The sequence below is a fragment of the Legionella sp. PC1000 genome (assembly GCF_014109805.1).
In the GTDB taxonomy this organism is placed as follows: domain Bacteria; phylum Pseudomonadota; class Gammaproteobacteria; order Legionellales; family Legionellaceae; genus Legionella; species Legionella resiliens.
Genome location: NZ_CP059400.1, coordinates 2317369 through 2340277 on the forward strand (window position 1 = coordinate 2317369; position 22909 = coordinate 2340277).

The following is a 22909-nucleotide window of genomic DNA, read 5'->3' on the forward strand; positions in this document are numbered from 1 at the left end:
AGAATGTTAAAAGGTATTTTCAATCATGACTAAACAATTGCTTACAGCTTACTGTATTTCATTGGGATGTATGTTTATTTCGTTCACAACAAATGCCGAAGATAAGGCTGCCAGCTCTACTAGTAGTTCTACAGACTCATCTTCTAACAGTATTGATGTATCTAAAGAAAACTGGTTAAAATCAGTTACACCATTGTTACCTGATCTTATTTGCAAGGGTTTTGAAAATGACCCTCAATTAAAAAAACGACTTGATGACATTAAAATGACTTTTGACCAGTGTGTCGCTAAGATTCCAGATAGTGTCAGTAAATGTCAGCAAGATCTCTACGCTAATATCCCTGATAAAATAAATACCGACAATGCAGGGGTTTGGGGGAAAGCTCTTGGTGAGTGTATCGGTAAAGATTTTGCAATAAAATACTTAATTCCCAAAAGCTAATAAGCAGTTAAGTCACGTATATCCAGCATAAAAGGTATGGAAATACCTGTTATGCTGCTAAACAAATATTATGCGTAGCATGTATAGGGGATACTGTTCGAAACAGGTACTCCCAAATATCAGTTATCACTCCAATGATTAATACCCGACTTTTTATACAACAACTCAACAAACGACTGATGCAACTCCAGTTCTTCATTATCTGCTGATAAAACAATAGGATTTGCCAAATGAAGTGCCGCAATTTCCTGCGTTTTGACTTTAGCATGACTTGATGTTTCTTCAGCCTCTGCAAACAAGCTTGTTTGACCACCAGTCATTGCCAAATAAACATATGCAAGGATCTCGGCATCAAGCAAAGCACCATGAAGTTCACGATTAAAGTGATCGATGCCATAACGTTTACATAAAGCATCAAGACTATTTCGTTGCCCAGGATATTTTTCACGTGCCAAAACGAGTGTATCAATAATAGGACAGAAGTCTTCTAACTTTTTATTCCATTTGATCAACCTCAGCTCAGAATTCAGAAATCCCACATCAAAGGCAGCATTATGAATTATCAATTCAGCGCCAATAATAAACTGCCAAAATTCATCAGCCTTTTCTGCAAATAAGGGTTTATCCTGCAAAAATTCATCACTAATCCCATGGACTCGAAAGGCACCCTCATCAACCCGGCGTTCTGGATTAAGATAGACATGGAAATGCTTGCCGGTTAATTTTCTATCCATTAATTCGACACAACCTATTTCAATCACACGATGACCATACTCATGACCTATACCCGTAGTTTCTGTATCTAAAACAATCTGGCGCATTTATTTACTCACTTAATTCTTCGATCGCTTGGTTTGCCAAAGCATCAACCAAATCATTTTCCACATGACCTGAATGCCCTTTTACCCAGTGCCAATTTATTTTATGGCGCGAAGCCAATTCATCTAATGACTTCCAAAGATCTGCATTCTTCACAGGTTCTTTTTTAGAATTACGCCAGCCATTTGATTTCCAGTTGGCTAACCAATCCATCATACCTTGTCTCAAATATTGAGAATCAGTATATAAATCAACGGTACAAGGGCGCTTTAAGGCTTCCAGGCCTTTAATCGCGGCCATAAGTTCCATACGGTTGTTCGTGGTATGTGTCTCTCCTCCGTATAAGGTTTTTTCCTGTCCCTTATAACGGAGCAACACTCCCCAGCCTCCAGGTCCTGGATTTCCTTTACATGCCCCATCGGTATAAATTTCTATACTCACGTTCATTCCTAATTTTTATTCCACAAGTGGAAAAATGGAGTGGCAAATTCCTCATCGAGAATCTTTTGCTTGATTATGGTAATATCAGGTGCAAAAAAACGATCTGTATCATAAGCTGCAACATTAGAACGGATGCGTTGATAAAATTTTTCTAATAATGTCGATGATTTTAGTGGTTTATGAAATTCAAGACCCTGTCCAGCGGCTAATAACTCAATAGCTAAAATAGTTGCAGTATTATCATTCATCTCCTGTAGCCGTCGAGCAGCACTGGTTGCCATAGATACATGATCTTCTTGATTTGCAGAAGTTGGAAGACTATCTACCGAGTGTGGATGGGCAAGTGCCTTATTCTCACTGGCACAAGCTGCTGCAGTAACATGAGCAATCATAAATCCTGAATTTAAGCCACTTTCTTTAATGAGAAAAGCAGGTAAACCACTAAAGTTCTTATCAATAAGCAGCGCGATGCGTCGTTCTGCACCTGCTCCTATCTCAGCTACAGCCAAAGCAAGATTATCTGCCGCCATCGCAACAATCTCGCCATGGAAATTGCCTCCAGAAATAATTTGCTCTTGCTCACTAAAAACAAGCGGATTATCTGAAACAGCATTGATTTCAACGTCTAAAGTCTTTCTTACAAATCGAATTTGATGCAGTATTGCACCCATAATCTGGGGCTGGCATCTTAATGAGTAAGGGTCCTGGACCCGTGCGCAATGGCGATGAGCCTCGCGGATCTCACTTCCAGCTAATAATTCTCTATAGCATGTTGCTACATTTTGTTGTGCCTCATGACCGCGTACCTTTTGTATCCGTTCATCAAATGGCACATCACTGCCATTTGCCGCATCCACTGATAAAGCACCAGCAACGAGTGCTGTTTCAAACAAGGTTTCTGTAACAAACAAGGCATTTAATGCGATAGCTGTAGAAGCTTGTAATCCATTTAAAAGAGCTAGTCCTTCTTTCGCTTCCAATTCAATTGGTTTTAAACCTGCGATTTTCAATCCCTCAATTGCACTAATTACTTTTCCTTGATGACGAACCTCACCAACCCCTAATAAAGGTAGAGACATGTGAGCTAATGGGGCCAAATCACCGGAAGCACCTACTGAGCCTTTAGACGGAATACAGGGATAAACTTTGTGATTGAATAAAGCGATCAAAGCTTCAATCAGTTCCAGACGAACTCCAGAATACCCTTGAGCCAAATTATTTATCTTAAGCAGTAAAATTAAAGCAACAACCTCATCAGACAACAGCCCTCCAGTTCCGCAAGCGTGGGAAAGGACTATATTCCGCTGTAACTGTTTCAGGTTTTCCTCTGAAATCGTTTGATTTGCCAATGAGCCAAAACCTGTATTAATTCCATATACCGTTTTTTTATCAAGAATGACTTTTTTAACCGTTTGGTGCGATGCATGAATCCGTTCAAATGCCTCTTTAGCAAGAACACAATGCAATTGCTGATTTAAAATGTATTTGATTGACTGCAAGTTCAACTCGCCAGGTTGAAGAATAAAAGGTTCTTGCATTACCTTACCTCCTTAAATATCATTGTGTCTTTTGACCCAACATGAGATCACAACCACCAAAAGTTTGTTGGACAAAAAGCCTCACCAAAGTTTGCTCTAAGATTCCATAGGCAGCCAAAGTGAGTTTTCTTTAGCACATTTTTTTGCAAGATCATATCCTGCATCCGCATGGCGCATGACCCCAGTAGCCGGGTCATTATGGAGTACTCTTGCCAAACGTTTCGCCGCTTTATCTGTGCCATCCGCAACAATCACAACTCCAGCATGTTGTGAAAAGCCCATACCTACTCCACCACCATGATGGATGCTAACCCAAGTTGCACCACTCGCACAATTTAATAAAGCGTTGAGTAAAGGCCAATCAGAAACTGCATCACTACCATCAATCATCCCTTCAGTTTCGCGATTAGGGCTTGCTACTGAACCAGAGTCTAAATGATCCCGTCCTATCACAATGGGCGCTTTAACATCACCATTACGAACCATTTCATTAAAGGCTAATGCTAAACGAGCGCGATCTTTTAACCCAACCCAACATATGCGTGCAGGTAATCCCTGGAACGCAATTTTTTTCTTTGCCATATCCAGCCAATGATGCAGATGCTTATTATCCGGAATTAATTTTTTAACCATTTCATCCGTAGCATAAATATCTTCAGGATCTCCTGATAAAGCAACCCATCTAAAAGGCCCTATTCCTTCACAAAATAAAGGCCGTATGTAAGCGGGAACAAAACCTTCAAATTCAAAAGCATTTTTTTCTCCCGCTTCAAAAGCCATTTGTCTTATATTATTTCCATAATCAAAAACGGGAATGCCTCTCTTTTGGAATTCAAGCATCGCACGAACCTGTACGGCCATAGACTGTTTGGCTGCAGCAACCACTTCTTCCGGTGCAGTTTTACGCAATTTTGCTGCCTGTTCTAATGTCCATCCAGCAGGAAGATATCCATTTAAGGGATCATGAGCACTCGTTTGATCAGTAACTAATGCTGGAGAAGCTCCTCGCTGAACCAACTGGGGAAAAATTTCTGCAGCATTTCCCAAAACCGCAACAGATAACGGACTATTCTTTTGACATGATTCATTTATCCATGCTAACGCTTCATCCAAGTCCCTTGTGTATCGATCTAAGTATTTTGTTTTAATACGTTTTTCTATTCTTGATATATCGCATTCAACAGCCAACACACTGGCTCCTGCCATTGTACCAGCTAAAGTTTGCGCTCCCCCCATTCCACCTAAACCACCAGTTAAAATCCAACGTCCCTCTAAGTTTCCTGCATAGTGTTTTCGGGCAGCTGCAACAAAAGTTTCATAAGTGCCTTGCACAATGCCTTGAGAACCAATATAAATCCAGCTTCCTGCAGTCATCTGCCCATACATCATCAAACCTTTTTTATCCAATTCATTAAAATACTCCCAAGTAGCCCAGCGCGGAACTAAATTAGAATTGGCAATTAGAACTCGAGGCGCATCTTCATGAGTAGTAAAAACACCAACAGGCTTACCGGATTGAATTAACAGGGTTTGTTGATCATTTAATGTCTTGAGAACATCTACAATTTTGTTAAAGCACTCCCAATTACGAGCAGCCTTACCCAAACCTCCGTAGACAATGAGAGAATCTGGATCTTCCGCCACATCCGGGTCAAGATTGTTGCACAGCATACGAAGCGCTGCTTCAGTTAGCCAGCTTTTGGCTTGTTTTTCGTTTCCTCGATTTGCTCTAATTACTCGATTTGTTTTGTAGTCTTCCATTAAGAAATGCTCCATAACGAAAATAAAATAGAAGCATCATACACCAGAGCTATTTCAGAGCATAGATATCAATTCCAGTAGCGGAATATTTGACATAAGTCATTATGTACATAACTCCGGTGTATCTTATAATAATTAATCACTTTGATTATTATATTTACCAATTACCGCTCAAAATGACCTTCAAGAGAACACATTGCCTATGATCTCTCATGACACTATGTTATAATTGCCCTACTCTGAATTTACGTATTTAAATAAAGTGCACATCAACTCTGAAAAACACCCGAAGTCACTCCGTATTTTTTTTGCAACTGAAATGTGGGAACGCTATGGTTTTTATGTAGTTCAATCTCTTTTAGCACTTTATTTAGCTTTGCATTTCAAATGGCCAGATAAGCAAATTTATGCATTAGTTGGCTCATTTACTGCCCTGACCTACCTTTCTCCTGTAGTAGGAGGATGGATTGCCGATAAATTAATAGGCCAAAAGCGTGCTGTGTTGCTCGGCGCAGTGGTACTCTTTGTAAGCTATTGTATCTTGTCATTAGTTGATAATACATTGGCACTTACAGCAGCTCTTGCAGCAATTGCCGTAGGAACTGGACTATTGAAGCCGAACATTTCATCACTTTTAGGAAATGAATATCTTACGGGATCTGCTCGTCGTGAGAGTGGTTTTACTATTTTTTATATGGGAATCACTACAGGTATTATTTTAGGGACTACCCTACCCAGTATTTTAAATGAGCATTTTGGTTGGGTTGCCTCTTTCACCAGTGCTGCTATTGGTATGATCATAGCCTTCCTTGTTTTTTTACAAGGCATCAAAAAATATAACATTAAAGACTACAATCCTTTTGTTTTTCAATATAAAAAAATCATCACAGCCATTCTCTTAATGATATTTCTGTGGTCCTTATCGTTTTATATTTTAAATTCACCTCAATTAGCCAATCTTATATTTGGGCTTGTTGTCTTATTCTCAGCCGGTTATATTTTATATTCAGTCAGTGGAGAAGATGCCAATCAATCACGTCAAACTCTAGTGATTGGTTTATTGTGCATCATTTCAGTAGTCTTCTGGTCTTTCTATTTTCAAATGTTTATGTCATTGACCCTGTTTATTTCACGAGTTGTTGAGCCCACATTTTGCGGTATTCAGTTCCCACCACCTTATTATGTAACGATTCAAAGCGTGGGAATGCTGATTATTGGTTACTTCCTCGCGAAGAAAAACCCCAAACTCAACTTAGTCGAGCGTGGATTAAATATTGGGAAAAAATTTCTTCTTGCCATACTTATTACCACAGCAGCATATGCTATTATTGCCTTAGTCTCCAACTTCACTGACAAGAATGCGTTACTTTCACCGCTTTTAATCATTCCAGCTTATTTAATGTTTTCCTTGGCAGAGCTCTTATTATCTCCAGTAGGATTATCTGCAATTACACTTCTTGCAGACAAAAACAAAGTGAGCACCCTAATGGGTATCTTTTTTGTTTCTCTGGGAATCGGCGGATTTTTATCAGGTAAACTGGCTTCATTAACAGCGATTCCTTCAGGCGAAACAAATATTGCGGTATTAAAAACCCTGTATGCTGCAGCATTCACGCAACAATTAGGAATACTCTTTATTGCTGCACTATGCTGCCTGGTCTTATTTGCAGTAATCAAATTCCTATTAACTCATGTACATTCAACTGATTCATCATCTTTGGAGTTGAAACAAAGTGGAATTTAGACATCATTTGTTTCATTTAAACATCAAATATTGAATCCCTTACTGAAAACATAAGCACATGATTAATCAATATTTTTTTTATTAATCAGCGATTTTATCGGCCATTTCGTTGCATGTGATCCGCGCAGCCCTTTTTATATAGGGAAAATACTGTTATCATTCAGCGCTTTTTATAAGTGATTAGTCTAATTTATGTCAGATCAAAACCCAATGTTAACTAAACTGTTGCAGTTGCTTGATGACAATCAAGCTATTGATGTTAAAGTAATTGATGTTCGAAAACAGACGACCATTACTGATTATATGATTATTGCTTCAGGACGCTCTTCCCGTCATGTTAAAGCTATTGCACAAAAAATAATGGAAGATATGAAATCCGCAGGCACTCCTGCCATGAATTGCACAGGACTGGAAACTGGTGATTGGGTTCTTATTGACTTTAGTGACTTTATCATTCATGTCATGCAGCCTGAATACAGGCAATATTATAATCTGGAAGGTCTGTGGGATGAGCCGTCCAAAGATTAAATACTTTTATTAAATTCGTTATGTTAAAAATCACCATCATTACTTTAGGCAATAAAATGCCCGACTGGGTTAACCAAGGGTCTAACGAGTATGCCAAACGATTAAATGATGGTGTGCAACTTAAACTAATTGAAATACCATTGATTCGCCGAGGTAAATCATCAGACTTATTGCGAATATTAGAAAAAGAGTCTGCACTTATCAGAGATGCCTTACCCAATAATGCACGAATTATTGCTCTTGATATTGAAGGTAAAACGTTTAGCAGCGAGGAGTTGGCTCTTAAGATATCTCAATTGCAACAAATACACAGCCATCTCTGTTTTATCATAGGTGGGCCTGAAGGCCTGTCTCAAGAAATCCTTAAATTATGTGATGAACGATGGTCATTATCAAAGCTTACCCTTCCCCATCCACTTGTACGCATTATTTTACTGGAAACTTTATATAGAGCCTGGTCTATTATTAACAATCATCCTTATCATAAGTAATGAATAGGAGCGGTGCTAGTAAACCATCTAATTTTAAGTTACTATGCAGTTTTTTGAGTCCAGCTAACTGACTGTGCGTCAATGAGTCGAAATCAATCTTTTAAAAATTACCGGTCAGAATCCCAGCATCAACTGTTTAGAATTAATCTGTTGGTGGCGTTCCTTATTATTTTATCTTTAATCCTTGTTTTAAGACTTGCATTTTTACAAATTTCCGAATTTAAAAAGTATCAAACCCTATCTTTAAAAAATCAAATGAGTATTATTCCCATTGCTCCACCAAGAGGAGTAATTCTCGATAGGAACGGCGTATTGCTTGCAGAAAACATCCCTGTTTACGTCCTGGAAATTATCCCTGAACATGTTAAAAACATGGATCAAACATTAGTTGAATTACAAAAATTAATACCTTCGATTACAGAAGAAGATATCAAAAATTTCAAACGAACCCGAAAGCAAAACCGCTCTTTTGTACCCATACCTGTTAAATTAAAATTGACTCAAGAGGAGGTAGCGCTTTTTGCTATCAATCAATATCATTTCCCCGGCGTCAGTATTAAAGCACGGTTGATGCGCCATTATCCCTTAGGTGAGATAACAGCTCATGTCCTAGGTTATGTTGGTCGAATCAATGTTGAAGAATTAAGGGCAGTAGATCCAACCAATTATCGTGCTACAAACTTTATTGGCAAAGCAGGTGTTGAAAAATATTACGAGGATGTGCTTCATGGTAAGGTAGGATACCAAATGATAGAAACCGACGTCAGTGGGCGCACTCTAAGAGTTGTTGATAAAATTAATCCTCATTCAGGAGCGAAGCTTTATTTAAGTATTGATATCAGACTTCAACGGGCAGCTTATGAAGCACTCAAGGACAAACGAGGCGCAGTGGTCGTGATTAACTCTAAGAATGGTGAAATCTTAGCCATGACGAGTTCTCCAAGTTTTGATCCCAATATTTTTGTCGGTGGTGTGAGTACTAAAGAATACAAAAAATTGTCAAATACCTTACAAAGACCCTTATTTAATCGAGCGGTACGAGGTGTATACCCTCCAGCATCAACAATTAAACCATTTGTTGGCCTAGCGGGTTTAGATAAAGGATTTATCACTACTACAACAACAATTTATGATCCAGGCCGATATAAGCTTCCCACTGCCAGCCACATCTATAGAGATTGGAAAAAAACAGGCCATGGAATGATTAACTTTAAAAGAGCGATCACTGTTTCCTGTGATACCTATTTTTATCAACTAGGAAATAAAATGGGTATTTCCAATATTGAAGATATGCTCGTAAAATTTGGGTTGGGTCATTTAAGCCATATCGATCTTTACGAGGAAGCTGCGGGTATTGTACCTAGCTTACGGTGGAAAAGACAAACAAAGGGAGTTTCCTGGTATCCTGGCGATACCTTAATTACGTCTATAGGACAAGGTTTTATGCTTGCTACACCATTACAAATGGCAAATGCCACAGCTTCGTTAAGCCAGCATGGACAGCGGTTTAGGCCTCATTTATTAATGAGAACTGTCAATAGTGACAGTGGTGAGATAAAACGATACAAGCCAGTTGAGGAATATCCAATTTATCTTAAAGATGAAGCAAACTGGGATATCGTTGCAGATGCAATGCATAGCGTTTTAACCAGCAATGAAGGAACAGGTTATCGATTTGGACGCAATCCCCCTTACCCAGTTGCAGGAAAAACTGGTACAGCACAAGTATTTAGCGGCAGACAATATGAAAAAGTAAAATATGAAGACATCCCCGAAGCATTACGGGACAACTCATTGTTCATTGCTTTTACTCCAGTTGAAAAACCTGAAATTGCACTGGCAGTTGTTGTAGAGAATGATGTTGCTGCTTCCACAGTTGCACGTAAAGTGCTTGATACATACTATCAACTTTATCCGATGAAAGCTCATGAACAGACGACACACTAAACCCGTTTACCGGTTTACCAAAAAATCACTGCATTTGGATTTCCCCTTATTGGGGTTACTGCTTTTATTGATTTCCTTTGGTCTTTTGATTTTGTACAGCGCCTCCAATGCGAACACAAGTATGATCTTGCGTCAATCAATGAGACTCATTTTTGCTTCGCTCATTATGATTGTGCTCGGTTTTATTCCTCCGCATAAATATAAAATATGGACTCCATGGATATACAGCGTGGGATTAACTTTATTAATTGCCGTAATGCTTATGGGAAAAATTGGGAAAGGAGCCCAACGCTGGCTTGAATTGGGTTTATTTCGCTTTCAACCTTCTGAAATCATGAAATTGGCTGTCCCTATGATGGCTGCATGGTACTTTGACCGGCAAGCTCGACCCAGCAGCTTTAAATCTCTTGTTGTTGCAGGACTTATTATCTGTGTTCCCGCATTGCTTATTGCAAAGCAACCTGATTTAGGAACTGCAATTATGGTGGCTGCTGCTGGGCTATGTGTTGTATTTTTAGCTGGAATTCGTTTTAAAGTTATTTTATTGCTCATACTCCTGATAGGCTCTGCCATACCGGTAGTCTGGCATGTAATGCATGATTATCAAAAACAACGTGTTTATATGCTGCTTGATCCCGAGCAAGACCCGCTTGGAGCAGGATATCACATTATCCAGTCCAAGATTGCCATTGGTTCAGGCGGGCTTGCTGGAAAAGGTTGGTTACAAGGGAGTCAATCCCATCTTAACTTCCTGCCCGAACATGCTACGGACTTTATCTTTGCAGTTACAAGTGAAGAGTTTGGCTTCGCAGGTGGATTTGCCATTATTGCGCTTATTGTTATGACTTCCCTGAGAAGCCTGAACATCGCATCCAATGCCCAAACGACATATACTCGCCTATTAGCTGCAAGCCTTGCTATGTCTTTTTTTATGTCCGGTTTTGTCAATATTGGGATGGTTATGGGAATCATTCCGGTTGTGGGCATTCCTTTGCCTTTAGTCAGCTATGGAGGTACCGCAATGGTTACCTTTTTAGCGAGTTTCGGAATCTTGATGTCCATTAGTTCACATAAAATTTTATTTAATAGCCTGCATTGATTAGATAATATAGAGAAGCGAATTCTGTTGAATCTGGGTTCCGCTTCGTGTTACGCAGGCTTCAAAATTAAAGCAATGTTGCAACATGTTCGAAATTCCGACGATGAATCTTGCAGGGCCCAAGTCGATTTAATGCTTCTCGATGAGCTACTGTTGCATATCCTTTATGTTCTGCAAACCCGTACCCCGGATAAAGTGCATCAAGCGCTATCATTTCTGCATCTCGAAACACTTTTGCAAGAATTGAAGCGGCACTAATTTCAGGAATTAAATTATCTCCTTGCACAATTGCCTTACAAGGGATACTCAGTTTTGGCATATATTTGCCATCGACTAATACGTGATCTGGCTTGATTGGCAAAGCCTCAATTGCACGTTGCATAGCCAGCAAAGTTGCATGATGAATATTCAAGACTTCAATTTCATCTACTTCAGCCCTCCCATATGCATAAGCAATAGCCTGCTCCTTTATTAGCACGGATAACAATTCACGTTTTTTCGCGCTTAATTTTTTTGAGTCGGCAAGACCTTCTATAGGGGCTTCTAAAATAACTGCTGCAGTTACCACTGCTCCCGCCAAAGGACCACGTCCTACTTCATCTACGCCAGCTATAAGCATAATATTCTTCTCTTTCTTTATCAGTATAGTCATTGGACATTAACGCCGGCTAATAATACTCTTTTAAAATTGATTTATCATCCAAGAAATGCGATCATGCGCACAAATAATTGACATATGAAGATAATGAGTAAAATTCGCTGTGCAGTCATTGGTGTAGGGTACCTAGGTAAATTTCATGCACAAAAATATCAACTTCTTCCAAATGCAGAGTTAGTTGGGATTTGTGACCTGAATCAAAACCTATTGGAAGCAGCTTCACGGGAATTGCATGTTCCTGGCTATAAAGACTACCATGACTTATTTGGCAAAGTTGATGCAGTGAGTATTTCTGCAACAACAAACAAGCATTTTGAAATTGCCAAAGCTTTCTTAGAGCAAGGTATCCATGTTTTAATTGAAAAACCAATTACTGAAACAGTAGCCCAAGCAAAAGAATTAATTCAACTTGCGGAAAAACACCAAGCAAAAATACAAGTTGGACATCTTGAGCGTTTTAATTCAGCACGATTGGCTTTGGATGAATATTTGGAAACACCTCTATTTATTGAATCAGAACGTTTAGCTCCATTTAAACCACGTGGGGCTGACGTTAATGTGATTCTTGATGTCATGATCCATGATATTGATTTAATTCAAAATATAGTTAAAAGCCCAATTGTCTCAATTCTTGCGCAAGGGACGCCTGTGCTTACCAAAGCAATTGATATAGCCAATGCGCGTATTACATTTGCCAATCAGTGCGTAGCTAATATTACAGCCAGTCGAGTCAGTTTTAAAACAGAGCGCAAGACAAGAATATTCCAAAAGAACTCCTATCTTTCAGTTGACTATCAGAGCAAAAAACTGGCTGTATTTAAAAAAGGAACTGGTGAAATGTTCCCTGGAATTCCTGATATTATTCGAGAAGAAAAAGAGTATGAGCAAGGTGATGCATTATTTGAAGAAATAAAATCATTCATCAAATGCATCCAGGAAGACAGTAGCCCACTGGTAACTGGCGAAGATGGTCTTCACGCACTTGATGTTGCAGAAACAATCACTTCGCTTATCCAGAATAACTTAATTGAACGTCATGCAAAAATCTAAACGTATTAGACTTCTTTCCAAACTTGCTACAATCAGGAAAGTGCAAAGAGAAACGGGACGCAGAACTGAAGCGTACATGCAGTCGCATAAGGATTCGAGCACCCTATCGACGAAGCAGTTTTCCGCTGAAATAGAGTTTGGAAAGAAGTCCATTGTCATTATTGCAGGTGAAGAATCGGGTGACGTGCATGCATCGGTTTTGATTCGTCAATTAAAAGCTGCCTATCCAAATATCGAAATTACTGGAATTGGCGGCAGACACATGCAGGAAGCTGGGGCACAAATAATTTCAGATTTAGCTCGATTTGGCGTCACAGGACTTACTGCAGTTATCCGCAATCTTAATGTAATTCGCAAGGCATTTCTGGCGATTAAAAAACATTTAAAACAGCAAAAGCCTGATTTACTCATTTTAGTAGATTACCCAGGCTTTAATTTAAGACTGGCAAAATATGCAAAACAAGAATTAGGTATTAAGATTCTATATTACATCAGCCCCCAAATTTGGGCCTGGAAAGCAAATCGCATTCATCTTATCAAACAATGCATTGACCAAATGGCAGTTATTTTGCCCTTTGAAAAAATTATATATGAGAAAGCTCAAGTTCCAGTAAGTTTTGTTGGTCATCCTTTAGTAGAAAAAATAACATCTGTTGATGACCGTCAAGCACAGCGCAAGATCCTAGGTCTTCCTCAGGAAGCAAATATTTTTGCTCTTCTACCTGGAAGTCGTACTAATGAAATAAAATATCATATGCCCGTGTTGCGAGACACCGCTCTAATTTTGCAGCAACGTTATCCCAATTTGCATTTTGTGATCCCCATTGCAGATACAATTAATCCAGATAAAATTAAACATTATTTTTCTAACCTCAATTTACCTGTTAGCTTTGTACAAGGGCAAGCAGTACACTGTATGGCTGCTGCAAATTTTGTTATCGTTGCTTCAGGTACCGCCTCTCTTGAATGCGCTTTATTAGAAAAACCGATGTGTATTATTTACAGATCTTCCTTTCTTTCCTATGTGCTGGCGATGAGATTTATCAGAGTCAAATTTTTTGGTTTATGTAATCTTCTAGCGAATAGAATGATTGTCCCAGAGTTTTTACAATACGATTGCAATGCTCATGAATTGACCCGTTATATTGATCTTTTTTACAATGATCCAGCTCAACCTACGAAAATGATTTCCCATTTAAATAAGGTAAAAAATTCATTGTCTTCAGAAAAATCCGATCGCTCATTATTTAATCTTGTGGCCAATGAATTGCTCGAAAAAAATGCATAGTTTTCTCTTAAAAATATAGAATATCAATTATCCTTCATGTACAATTAATTTTGCTTTCATTTTAAATGTTAGCAATTGGAATGTGTGATTTAATTAATAATAAGGAAGTTAAGATGACTGTCATTGAAACACCTGAAGCTACATTAAGCATAACGAAACAAGACCAAGGTCTACAAGATTTAGTCTATAGTTTAGTTACTCGTTTTCTCGCTGAAAATAAAAGCAAAAATATTGATGATCTTTACGATATGATCTTATCTGAGGTGGAACCTCCATTACTTCAAGCAGTGATGGAAAAACGTCGTGGCAATCAACTGCAAGCAGCTAAGATGCTGGGCATTAGCCGCGGCACCATTAGAAAGAAACTCCAAAGGTATTTTGGAACTAAATATTTTCGTTTAACTGACGAATAATTAAATTTTAAAACTCGGAAATTATTACTTACATCTAATAAAGGCTCGCATATCGAGCCTTTTTTTATGCTGGTTTTTAAGGATAATATGTGATGAAAAAAATAAGGTACCTCACACCATTAATAGGCCTCCTAATCGCCTCTTGTGTGACTGACAAACCCGATGTAATCACAGACGACGCAGGCAATTTACATTACACAACTCCTTATCTGGATGATACACGAGGTCGCAACATATTTCCCCTGAAGTGAGATGTCCAAGGCAAAAAGCTTTTTATTTTTGACCCTAAAGTCTACGCATGGGCAGCTTATGACGCTCAAGGGAATAGAGTGATGACAGGCAGTGCCTCTGGTGGAATGGATTATTGTGATGATATTCATGAATCATGCCGCACTGTTGTCGGAACCTATCACATATTCAATAAAAAAGGAGCTGACTGTAAATCGAATGAATACCCTATTGCTCGCGATGGTCACATAGTGGGAGGCGCCAAAATGCCTTATTGCATGCATTTCCATGATGGTTATGCGATTCATGCTGCTTATGAAGTTCCTAAATCCAATAGCAGTCATGGCTGCATTCGTGTGTTACCTGGGGCGGCAAAATGGCTCAATGAGCATTTCATTGATCTAGGAACAACGGTATTAGTTCTTCCATATGTATAACACATAACATGCATACCCATTAATCCTGGAAAAAGTAACAATATTATTTTCCAGGATTTTTTAAAAAAATAATACTTATTGACTCTGTAAAGGACTTATATAAAATGCAGCTAAATATTACAGAGGGATTGGAGTATGTCGCTATCAAAATTAAATCTTGAGCGTTCAGTTGAGGAAATAACAGATAAGTACATTGAAAGTTCTCACTATTCTACTTTGCGTGACTCATGCGTTCTTTTATCGCCAATCTCTTTTGTAATCAGCGAAATTAAGGAACTACTCTCACGTATTCTTCAGATTGATCAAGAGGAGTCAACATCTGATTTAACATCAGATGCCTGTAGCAAACAATACAAATCTGATTTAGATGAACAAAATCAGGATCATAAAGAGTCACAAGATGATTCGCTTTTAGCAACTACCTTAGAGTTTCAATTGCAACTACTGCGTGAGAAAGCAAGATCTAAAGAGTTAGAGATACTAAAGTACCAAGATAATATTCATCGCCTCCAAGTCCGTATAAAAAGCATTGAAGAACTTATTTTGGATAAGAATGCCAAAGAAACTCATCAACATCATTCTCATCCAGAGACGGCGGATCCCCTTGCAAAAACTACTCATAATCACCCTCAGCCAGAAGCTTTCGAACAACAAGATGATAAGACAACCCATGCCCACCCCGAAGTTACTTCGCATTTAAAAACATCTCATGCTCATCCGGACATACCACAACATGGCCATCCAGAAATCGACTTAGAAGGCGAAAAAAATACTCTTGCAAAAGAATTAAAATCACTCCAAAGAGAATTAACGACTGAACAATTACTTCATCGACAGCTGATCGAAAGTTGCAGTAAATTCAGCAAAAAACTTTTGGATTTACCCGAAAAAGAAAAACAAAGACAGATCCGAGCTGTGGCACGATCTAAAAGAGGGAGAGCACGTTTGGCGGGAGAGCCTGCTTTATTACAGCTCTCTGAGGAAAACTGCAACTCACTGAAAGAAGCGATTAAGGCAGAGCACAAAAAACTGCATCAAAAACAAGAACAATTGATGCAGCGAGCTATTGAGATAAGCTATCAAACTTATCTTACACGGCTTGAAATTTATTTGCAATCAATGACAAATCTAATTTACCAAGAAAATGAAGCGTTAAAGCAAATAATTCAATTTATGCGTGAATATCTTACACTTAAAGCGGAAGAGCAACGAGTAAGATTAGTACGAAATAACGTTTTTGTTGAGAAGGAAGAAATAGTACAGGATAAGTCTCAAAAAGAAAAAAAAGTTGAACGATTTAAACAATCAAACCCGCAACTGACCTTAAAAAATGTAAGTTTAGGAAAGGAAAATGAACAATTAGAAATCGCCATCAAGGAGCGTCGTAATTATAGGGATACCTTTCTCAAAATAGGATTGCTCTTCTTTTTCTTGACAGCCGGAGGAGCTGGTGCCGGAGCAGCCGTTGCAGGCGAGATTTTTGCAATAACTTCTCTGTTTATGGCTCCAGCTGCACTACTTGCTGTCGTTACATTAAGTCTATTTATTGCTGCATTAATCTACACAATAAAAAACAGTATAGACAGCAATCAATTAAGTAAAAATCAAACCATAATAAGAGATAATATTGTAACCATTACCCAACAAAATAGTGAAATGATTTCGCTTGAAAAAGAAATAATGCCTGAACTAGCAAATAAAATAAGCGGGGCTGAAGGTAATCTGAGTAGGCTGGATAAACACATCAATGGATTATTCCAACATGCTGAATTGAAATTAAATAACGCAAAAAAAGTAACTGTTCAATATCCAAGCAGTCAACCCTTCTTCACTAGTGATCAAACATCTCAACATACATATCACGATTCAAGCCCATCAGCCCCCTTTATGGATGAGTCTCTTGAAGAGAGTACGTTTACTCCTAATTAAATTATTGCTTGGGTGAAGTGAGTCAGAGCTGCCGGTTATGTTAATGTCCGTTGACCTCCGACGTTCCGTGGCTTCTCCGCTGAAGCCAGAAATCATGAGAATCACTGGATCCCGCGAACAAGCCGCGGGACGTAGATAAAACACTGGGTTTCTTAACAAAATAGCAGTTCTGATACTTCACAAAATAGCAGTTCTGATACTTCCTTCGCTATTTCTTAAACTAAAGTATAGTTGCCTGGGACAACTATTAAACCGCAGATGAAACCAATAATTTATTAACTCGATTTACAAAGTCTGCAGGATTATCTAATTGCCCACCTTCAGCTAAAACTGCTTGTTCAAACAACATAGTGACCCATAATTCAAATAAATCATCATCTTGAATATCATGTAAGTGTTTAATTAACTGATGCTCAGGATTTATTTCAAATACAGGTTTGCTTATTGGAACTTGCTGGCCAGCAGCTTGCAAAATACGTTGCATTTCTAATCCCATATCTTGCTCATCTGCAACAACACAAGCAGGTGAATCAGTCAGTCTGTGAGTCACCATCACATCTTTAACCCGTGCATCCAAAACGCTCTTAATATGCTTTAGCAAAGGTTCAAGAGTTTTTTCTTGTTCTTTGATTTGCTCAGGTGACTCATCGCCTAACTCCACCTTTCCTTTGGAAATGGACTGAAGTTTCTTTCCTGCATATTCGCTTAAATAACCAACCAGCCACTCATCCACTTTGTCGCTAAGCAACAATACTTCAATTCCTTTTTTTCTAAAAATTTCCAGGTGAGGACTGTTTTTAGCAGCATTATAACTGGACGCAGTGATGTAATAAATCTTGTCCTGTCCTTCTTGCATACGACTGACATACTCATCCAAGGTTGCTTCTTGTTTCTCGGAACCAGTAGTCGTTGTTGCAAAACGTAGTAGCTTTGCAATAGCCTCTTTATTGGTAAAGTCTTCAATTGGGCCTTCTTTTAAAACCAATCCAAACTCATTCCAAAACTTTTGATAGGTTTCCTTATCTTGAGTACTCATTTTTTCAAGCATGGCTAAAACACGTTTTGTACATGCAGAACGGATGCTCTCTACTTGTTTGTTGTCTTGTAAAATTTCTCGAGACACATTAAGCGGTAAATCACTCGCATCCACAATTCCTTTTACAAAACGTAAATAGCGAGGTAAAAATTGAGTGGCATCGTCCATAATAAAAACACGTTTAACATAAAGCTTTAAGCCATGTTTGACTTCATGTTGCCATAAATCAAATGGTGCATGTGCAGGAATATATAGCAAAGAAATATAATCATGCTTTCCTTCAACATGGTTGTGTGACCAAATGAGCGGATCTTGGAAGTCATGAGAAATATGCTTATAAAGTTGTTTGTACTCTTCATCAGGAATATCTGATTTTTGCATTGTCCATAAAGCAGTTGCCTTATTTACAGTTTCATATTCGTTTGTTTCTTTATCATCCTGAGAGATTTTCTTCATAACGATAGGCCAGCAAATATGATCTGAATATTTACTGATAATACTGCGCAGACGCCAATTGCTGAGAAACTCATCATTCTCATCTTTGATATGTAAAGTGATTTCAGTACCACGAGTTGCTTTATTTTCAGAAGCAATGGTAAATTCCCCTTCGCCATTGGATTCCCAAATAATTCCCTCTTCGGATTTCACTCCCGCACGTCGACTTTTAACAGTTACCTTATCAGCAACAATAAATGCTGAGTAAAAGCCCACACCAAATTGTCCAATTAACTGAGAGTCTTTTGCACTTTCCCCTGTTAAATGGCTCATGAATTCTTTGGTGCCCGATTTCGCGATTGTACCCAAGTTATCAACAGCCTCATCCCAAGTTAAGCCAATACCATTATCTTTAATCGTGATTGTTTTTAACTTCTCGTTAACATCAATAGTAATTCTTAAATCAGAATCATTTTCATACAGTGTACCGTTTGATAAAGCTAAGAATCTTAATTTATCCAACGCATCAGAAGCATTGGAAACTAACTCGCGTAAAAATATTTCCTTGTTGCTATACAGTGAATGCACGACCAAATGCAACATTTGCTTTACTTCTGTTTGAAAGCCCATGGTTTGTTGCTTACTTGACATTTACCTAATCTCCTATGAAACATTTCTTAATGATGTATGTTCATATAGGGTTGATTTGCTAAATTTCAAGGGGGACCTACTGAAATTTACATACAAATTATTCGTAATCAAACCCAGGCATCGTTAAGGTCCCCCCAGAATGAATAATTAATACATTACCTTTCAATTGTTCGGTTTTGATATATTTCCTTGACTCATAAAATAGCTTTGCTGCATAAATAGGATCAGCCAAAATCCCCTCTTCTCGTGCCAGACGCTTTATTTCATTTTTAATTGTTTGATTCACTGAGCCAAAAGCTTTGGCGGTAGTAGGATAAAAACAAAGAAAATTACGGGGAATTAGTTCAAGCCATTGTTTTAGTTTATTTCGAAACGTTATTTCATCATCAGCCAACAACAATACATAAACCCGAGCAGAATGATTTAATCGGTTCAGACCTTTAATGAGTGCAGCAGCGGAAAAGCCTGTACCCGAGTCAATAAAAATATGTTGAAACGTAAATCCCAATGAATGCTCATTTAAAATAATATCATCAGCCAGAGTTAACGCACCATTCATTGCTTGAGATACGCTTGCTCCTTCCCGTAAAACAAATCCAGGCTCATTTAACTTCAGTAAGTAATTATCGGCCAGTTCATTAACTTTTGACCACGCGTTACGGGCAACCCAGACAATTTCCCGTTCCTCGAGAAATAAACGGCTTAATTTATAATTCCCGCGCAGCTCCAATTGCCAAGACTGTATCAAGAAGGCAGTTACTTTCAGTTTAAATTCGCGTACTAATTGTAATGCAGCAAGTAAATTGTTGGATTGAGGTCCGGCAATAATAATTAAGTGCTGAATTCCTTCCTCAATCAAACAAGGAAAAAGACTGGCATACTTTCGTAATTTTGAACCACTGATGCCACAACCTAATTCGTCATCTCTTTTAACATAACAACGTACGTCTTGATTAGGAAATTGATTTAAACAATGTACTCGACTGGATAAGTTCCACATAAATTAACTATTTTGTAGCTTGGGTGAGCGTTGCGGAACCCGGAAATAATTTATCGGATAAAACCCGGGTTCCGCTACGCTCCACCCAGGCTACAATCATTAAATTTTACATTAATGAGTATCTCGTACAAAATCAAGATGAGCATCAGTTGATGTCGAACTATGGAATTTATAACCCAGTTCATTAAATTGCTTCAGGTGTTCTAAATCATCAAATTGGTTTTGCATGAGAAACTTAGCCATTGTCCCGCGTGCCTTTTTCGCATGAATACCAATTATTTTCATTTGATCATTCTTTTTTTCATAAAAATTGATCGTAATCATTGGATAATTTAATCCCTTTTCATCTACAACTTTAAAATACTCACTTGATGCCAGATTAATTAATACCGGATTTTTCTGCTCGGCTAGCTGTTGATTTAGTGCATTAGTTACTGTTTCTTGCCAAAAATCATACAAATTTTTACCCGCAGGATTCTGTAATCGTACTCCCATTTCAAGCCGGTAAGGTTGGATATTATCTAAAGGTTTTAACATACCATAAAGCCCAGATAAAACTCGCAAGTGGTTTTGCGAATAGTCAATCGTCTTTTGCTCCCAGCTTGCAGCTTTTAAACCTTGGTAAACATCTCCCTGAAATAAAAGTAAAGCGGGGTACGCATGTGATGACACTTTATCGTCCAAACAAAAATCTTGATAGCGTTTATAATTTAATTCAGCCAAATCCTTGGACAAATCCATCAACGCAGCTATATCAGCAACTGATTTAGTTTTCATCAGTTTAACCAGAGTATTGGTTTTATCAACAAACATAGGATTGGATGTCGTTCCAGAATAGGGCTTGGAACTATTTAATAATTTTTTAGCTGGTGATAATAAAATAAGCATAATCAATCCATAGAAATTTAACGCGCAGTACCAGGAACCATACCAACCCGCGGTCTAAAGACATAAATAGTAATAGGATCACTAGTATCAATCACATTTCCATCCGCATCAACAATTTGCACAGCCAAATTATGCGTTCCCCTATTCATACCTTTTATTTCAAATACTGGATTCACTTGCGGTTCGCCAAGAGTTCCACTATCGTAAATCAATTGTAACTTATCTCCCGGACGTAATTCAGGTTCTACTCCTGCAGTCACGACGACAAAGCCTTGATTATTACGAATTGTTGCCCCACTTTGGGGTTGGGTAATTTCTATTTTAGTGTAGGAATTCTTTAACTTTATCGTATCATCTTGATCTTCTTGCTCAGGTTTTTGTGCTGGAGTTTGAGGAGACGAAGGAGTTGGTGATGAAAAACTTTGTGTCTCGGGAATTGTCACGGTTTCAGCTCCCTTACGCGGGGTATCACTGAAATGAACATTTCCTTGACTATCAGTCCATTTGTAAATTTGCATCGCATAGGACGCGCAAATTACCATCATAAAGGATAGAGAGACAAAAAATTTACTCATCACCATTGTTCCTATAGGCTGTAATACAACTCAAATTCATAAGGATGGGTCAAACTTCTAATCCTAGTTGTTTCTTCTTCCTTCATTTTGATGTAATTCATAATAAAATCTTTAGTAAACACATCACCTTGTAACAAGAAATCATGATCCTTTTCCAGATATTCCATAGATTGTTCTAAAGACGAACATACTGTAGGTATATCAACAAGTTCTTCTGGTGGTAAATCATAGAGATCTTTATCCATAGCTTGACCTGGATGAATTTTCTTTTGGATACCATCCAGCCCTGCCATCATCATGGCGGCAAATGCCAGATAGGGGTTCGCAGTAGGATCAGGGAAACGGACTTCAATACGACGTGCCTTAGGATTGTTCACATGAGGAATGCGAATTGCAGCAGATCGGTTTCTTGCTGAGTAAGCCAATAGAACCGGAGCTTCAAAACCAGGAACTAAACGCTTATAACTGTTGGTTGATGGGTTAGTAAACGCATTTAAAGCACGTGCATGCTTAATTATTCCACCTATATAATAAAGTGCCATTTCGGAAAGACCGCCATACTGATCACCGGAAAACAGATTCACACCGTCTTTGGCTAATGATTGATGGCAATGCATACCGCTTCCGTTGTCACCAACTAAAGGCTTGGGCATAAAAGTAGCTGTTTTTCCGTAATTATGCGCAACGTTATGAACTACATATTTTAAAATTTGTAATTCATCGGCCTTTTTGGTCAATGTATTAAACCGAGTAGCAATTTCACATTGGTTTGCTGTAGCTACTTCATGATGATGCGCTTCGACAACAGTTCCCAATGATTCGAGGATCAAACTCATTGCAGAACGCATATCATGAGAAGAATCTACTGGAGGAACAGGGAAATAACCACCTTTTATCGCTGGGCGATGTCCAATATTACCTCCTTCTAATTCTTTTCCTGAATACCATTGGGCTTCTTCTGAATCAATTTTATAAAAAGCACCGCCAATGGTTGTTTCCCATTGTACGCTATCGAAGACAAAAAACTCAGGCTCGGGTCCAAAATAGGCTGTATCCGCAATACCAGTAGATTGCAAGTAAGCTTCAGCACGTAACGCCAATGATCTGGGACAACGTTCATATCCCATCATAGTTTTTGGATCGACTACATTACATCGAATGAATAGAGTGTTGTCCTGAAAGAATGGATCGAGCTTCATTGTTTCCAAATCAGGCATCAAAGCCAAATCGGACTGGTGAATTTTTTGCCAACCCTTAAAAGAAGATCCATCTATCATTTTTCCATTTTCAATAAAATCATTATCCACTGATGAAATTGGGATGGTTATATGTTGCTCTTTACCCCGTATGTCCGTAAACCGCAGGTCAACTAATTTGGCATCATGTTCCTTAATCGCCTCAAGTACTGTATTTTTGCTCATTATTACTCTCCAGGATAGTCTGGTTGTATAGTGTACCTTAAGTGACTTATTAAACCCAATAGATTAAACTCTATGTTTTAACATAAACCA

Annotated in this window: 20 protein-coding genes and 1 pseudogene; 11 read left to right on the forward strand and 10 right to left on the reverse strand. The window is 38.4% G+C overall.

The window, feature by feature from the left end; all coding sequences use genetic code 11:
- The first annotated feature begins 25 nt into the window (after window positions 1–25).
- Entirely contained in the window at window positions 26–442 is a 417-nt protein-coding gene (locus FOLKNPGA_RS10195; RefSeq protein WP_182349814.1) for a hypothetical protein, read from the forward strand.
- A gap of 119 nt (window positions 443–561) precedes the next feature.
- On the opposite strand, the gene dnaQ is transcribed toward FOLKNPGA_RS10195, so the two are convergent.
- The 4 genes from dnaQ to hutU form a co-directional block, all read right to left on the reverse strand.
- Window positions 562–1263: a DNA polymerase III subunit epsilon gene (dnaQ, locus tag FOLKNPGA_RS10200; RefSeq protein WP_182349815.1), complete on the reverse strand. Its 702-nt coding sequence runs from the start codon at window positions 1261–1263 to the stop codon at window positions 562–564.
- A 4-nt stretch (window positions 1264–1267) separates the two neighbouring features.
- Entirely contained in the window at window positions 1268–1702 is a 435-nt protein-coding gene (gene rnhA, locus FOLKNPGA_RS10205) for a ribonuclease HI (protein ID WP_182349816.1), read from the reverse strand.
- A gap of 8 nt (window positions 1703–1710) precedes the next feature.
- On the reverse strand, window positions 1711–3240 hold the full coding sequence (gene hutH / locus FOLKNPGA_RS10210; protein ID WP_182349817.1) for a histidine ammonia-lyase: 1530 nt from the start codon (window positions 3238–3240) through the stop codon (window positions 1711–1713).
- Between the two features lie 96 nt (window positions 3241–3336).
- Entirely contained in the window at window positions 3337–5001 is a 1665-nt protein-coding gene (gene hutU, locus FOLKNPGA_RS10215) for a urocanate hydratase (RefSeq protein WP_182349818.1), read from the reverse strand.
- Window positions 5002–5320: 319 nt separating this feature from the next.
- On the opposite strand from hutU, the gene FOLKNPGA_RS10220 reads away from it, so the two are divergent.
- From FOLKNPGA_RS10220 to rodA, 5 genes are all read left to right on the forward strand, one after another.
- Window positions 5321–6745, forward strand: a complete 1425-nt coding sequence (locus FOLKNPGA_RS10220; protein WP_232891036.1) for a peptide MFS transporter — start codon at window positions 5321–5323, stop codon at window positions 6743–6745.
- A gap of 192 nt (window positions 6746–6937) precedes the next feature.
- On the forward strand, window positions 6938–7273 hold the full coding sequence (rsfS, locus tag FOLKNPGA_RS10225; RefSeq protein ID WP_182349820.1) for a ribosome silencing factor: 336 nt from the start codon (window positions 6938–6940) through the stop codon (window positions 7271–7273).
- A gap of 20 nt (window positions 7274–7293) precedes the next feature.
- Complete coding sequence (gene rlmH, locus FOLKNPGA_RS10230) at window positions 7294–7764, forward strand: 23S rRNA (pseudouridine(1915)-N(3))-methyltransferase RlmH (RefSeq protein ID WP_182349821.1); 471 nt, start codon at window positions 7294–7296, stop codon at window positions 7762–7764.
- Between the two features lie 81 nt (window positions 7765–7845).
- A complete protein-coding gene (mrdA, locus tag FOLKNPGA_RS10235) occupies window positions 7846–9711 on the forward strand; it encodes a penicillin-binding protein 2 (protein WP_182349822.1) in 1866 nt (621 codons plus the stop codon).
- Window positions 9692–10810 carry a rod shape-determining protein RodA gene (rodA, locus tag FOLKNPGA_RS10240; RefSeq protein ID WP_182349823.1) on the forward strand — a complete coding sequence of 373 codons (1119 nt, stop codon included), beginning with the start codon at window positions 9692–9694 and terminating at the stop codon, window positions 10808–10810. The genes mrdA and rodA overlap by 20 nt, the downstream gene beginning before the upstream one ends.
- 67 nt (window positions 10811–10877) lie before the next feature.
- Here the strand turns inward: rodA and rnhB are convergent, their stop codons facing one another.
- Window positions 10878–11429 (reverse strand): ribonuclease HII, encoded by a 552-nt coding sequence (gene rnhB, locus FOLKNPGA_RS10245; protein WP_182349824.1) that lies wholly within the window; start codon window positions 11427–11429, stop codon window positions 10878–10880.
- Window positions 11430–11555: 126 nt separating this feature from the next.
- Here rnhB and FOLKNPGA_RS10250 point away from each other — a divergent pair, with 126 nt between their 5' ends.
- From FOLKNPGA_RS10250 to FOLKNPGA_RS10270, 5 genes and pseudogenes are all read left to right on the forward strand, one after another.
- Window positions 11556–12518 carry a Gfo/Idh/MocA family protein gene (locus FOLKNPGA_RS10250; protein WP_182349825.1) on the forward strand — a complete coding sequence of 321 codons (963 nt, stop codon included), beginning with the start codon at window positions 11556–11558 and terminating at the stop codon, window positions 12516–12518.
- Window positions 12505–13806 (forward strand): lipid-A-disaccharide synthase, encoded by a 1302-nt coding sequence (lpxB, locus tag FOLKNPGA_RS10255; RefSeq protein ID WP_255465951.1) that lies wholly within the window; start codon window positions 12505–12507, stop codon window positions 13804–13806. The genes FOLKNPGA_RS10250 and lpxB overlap by 14 nt, the downstream gene beginning before the upstream one ends.
- A gap of 113 nt (window positions 13807–13919) precedes the next feature.
- On the forward strand, window positions 13920–14219 hold the full coding sequence (locus FOLKNPGA_RS10260) for a helix-turn-helix domain-containing protein (protein WP_058459743.1): 300 nt from the start codon (window positions 13920–13922) through the stop codon (window positions 14217–14219).
- Window positions 14220–14311: 92 nt separating this feature from the next.
- Window positions 14312–14884: pseudogene (locus FOLKNPGA_RS10265) on the forward strand (L,D-transpeptidase).
- 135 nt (window positions 14885–15019) lie between these two features.
- Window positions 15020–16813 (forward strand): hypothetical protein, encoded by a 1794-nt coding sequence (locus tag FOLKNPGA_RS10270; RefSeq protein ID WP_182349826.1) that lies wholly within the window; start codon window positions 15020–15022, stop codon window positions 16811–16813.
- 247 nt (window positions 16814–17060) lie between these two features.
- On the opposite strand, the gene htpG is transcribed toward FOLKNPGA_RS10270, so the two are convergent.
- The 5 genes from htpG to glnA all read right to left on the reverse strand — a co-directional run bounded on the left by htpG (window position 17061) and on the right by glnA (window position 22819).
- Entirely contained in the window at window positions 17061–18935 is a 1875-nt protein-coding gene (gene htpG, locus FOLKNPGA_RS10275) for a molecular chaperone HtpG (protein ID WP_182349827.1), read from the reverse strand.
- A gap of 97 nt (window positions 18936–19032) precedes the next feature.
- Entirely contained in the window at window positions 19033–19935 is a 903-nt protein-coding gene (locus FOLKNPGA_RS10280; RefSeq protein WP_182349828.1) for a 1-aminocyclopropane-1-carboxylate deaminase, read from the reverse strand.
- 111 nt (window positions 19936–20046) lie between these two features.
- Entirely contained in the window at window positions 20047–20823 is a 777-nt protein-coding gene (gene yaaA, locus FOLKNPGA_RS10285; RefSeq protein ID WP_182349829.1) for a peroxide stress protein YaaA, read from the reverse strand.
- A 17-nt stretch (window positions 20824–20840) separates the two neighbouring features.
- Window positions 20841–21398, reverse strand: a complete 558-nt coding sequence (locus tag FOLKNPGA_RS10290) for a DUF4124 domain-containing protein (protein ID WP_182349830.1) — start codon at window positions 21396–21398, stop codon at window positions 20841–20843.
- Window positions 21399–21409: 11 nt separating this feature from the next.
- Complete coding sequence (glnA, locus tag FOLKNPGA_RS10295) at window positions 21410–22819, reverse strand: type I glutamate--ammonia ligase (RefSeq protein WP_182349831.1); 1410 nt, start codon at window positions 22817–22819, stop codon at window positions 21410–21412.
- Between the last annotated feature and the right edge of the window lie 90 nt (window positions 22820–22909).

Excerpts from the sequence above, each read along its gene's own strand:
- FOLKNPGA_RS10195 (WP_182349814.1), top strand. The coding sequence starts at position 26 with ATGACTAAACAATTGCTTACAGCTTACTGTATTTCATTGGGATGTATG.
- dnaQ (WP_182349815.1), bottom strand. The coding sequence starts at position 1,263 with ATGCGCCAGATTGTTTTAGATACAGAAACTACGGGTATAGGTCATGAG.
- hutH (WP_182349817.1), bottom strand. The coding sequence starts at position 3,240 with ATGCAAGAACCTTTTATTCTTCAACCTGGCGAGTTGAACTTGCAGTCA.
- hutU (WP_182349818.1), bottom strand. The coding sequence starts at position 5,001 with ATGGAAGACTACAAAACAAATCGAGTAATTAGAGCAAATCGAGGAAAC.
- FOLKNPGA_RS10220 (WP_232891036.1), top strand. The coding sequence starts at position 5,321 with ATGTGGGAACGCTATGGTTTTTATGTAGTTCAATCTCTTTTAGCACTT.
- rsfS (WP_182349820.1), top strand. The coding sequence starts at position 6,938 with ATGTCAGATCAAAACCCAATGTTAACTAAACTGTTGCAGTTGCTTGAT.
- rlmH (WP_182349821.1), top strand. The coding sequence starts at position 7,294 with ATGTTAAAAATCACCATCATTACTTTAGGCAATAAAATGCCCGACTGG.
- mrdA (WP_182349822.1), top strand. The coding sequence starts at position 7,846 with ATGAGTCGAAATCAATCTTTTAAAAATTACCGGTCAGAATCCCAGCAT.
- rodA (WP_182349823.1), top strand. The coding sequence starts at position 9,692 with ATGAACAGACGACACACTAAACCCGTTTACCGGTTTACCAAAAAATCA.
- rnhB (WP_182349824.1), bottom strand. The coding sequence starts at position 11,429 with ATGCTTATAGCTGGCGTAGATGAAGTAGGACGTGGTCCTTTGGCGGGA.
- FOLKNPGA_RS10250 (WP_182349825.1), top strand. The coding sequence starts at position 11,556 with ATGAGTAAAATTCGCTGTGCAGTCATTGGTGTAGGGTACCTAGGTAAA.
- lpxB (WP_255465951.1), top strand. The coding sequence starts at position 12,505 with ATGCAAAAATCTAAACGTATTAGACTTCTTTCCAAACTTGCTACAATC.
- FOLKNPGA_RS10260 (WP_058459743.1), top strand. The coding sequence starts at position 13,920 with ATGACTGTCATTGAAACACCTGAAGCTACATTAAGCATAACGAAACAA.
- FOLKNPGA_RS10270 (WP_182349826.1), top strand. The coding sequence starts at position 15,020 with ATGTCGCTATCAAAATTAAATCTTGAGCGTTCAGTTGAGGAAATAACA.
- htpG (WP_182349827.1), bottom strand. The coding sequence starts at position 18,935 with ATGTCAAGTAAGCAACAAACCATGGGCTTTCAAACAGAAGTAAAGCAA.
- FOLKNPGA_RS10280 (WP_182349828.1), bottom strand. The coding sequence starts at position 19,935 with ATGTGGAACTTATCCAGTCGAGTACATTGTTTAAATCAATTTCCTAAT.
- yaaA (WP_182349829.1), bottom strand. The coding sequence starts at position 20,823 with ATGCTTATTTTATTATCACCAGCTAAAAAATTATTAAATAGTTCCAAG.
- FOLKNPGA_RS10290 (WP_182349830.1), bottom strand. The coding sequence starts at position 21,398 with ATGAGTAAATTTTTTGTCTCTCTATCCTTTATGATGGTAATTTGCGCG.
- glnA (WP_182349831.1), bottom strand. The coding sequence starts at position 22,819 with ATGAGCAAAAATACAGTACTTGAGGCGATTAAGGAACATGATGCCAAA.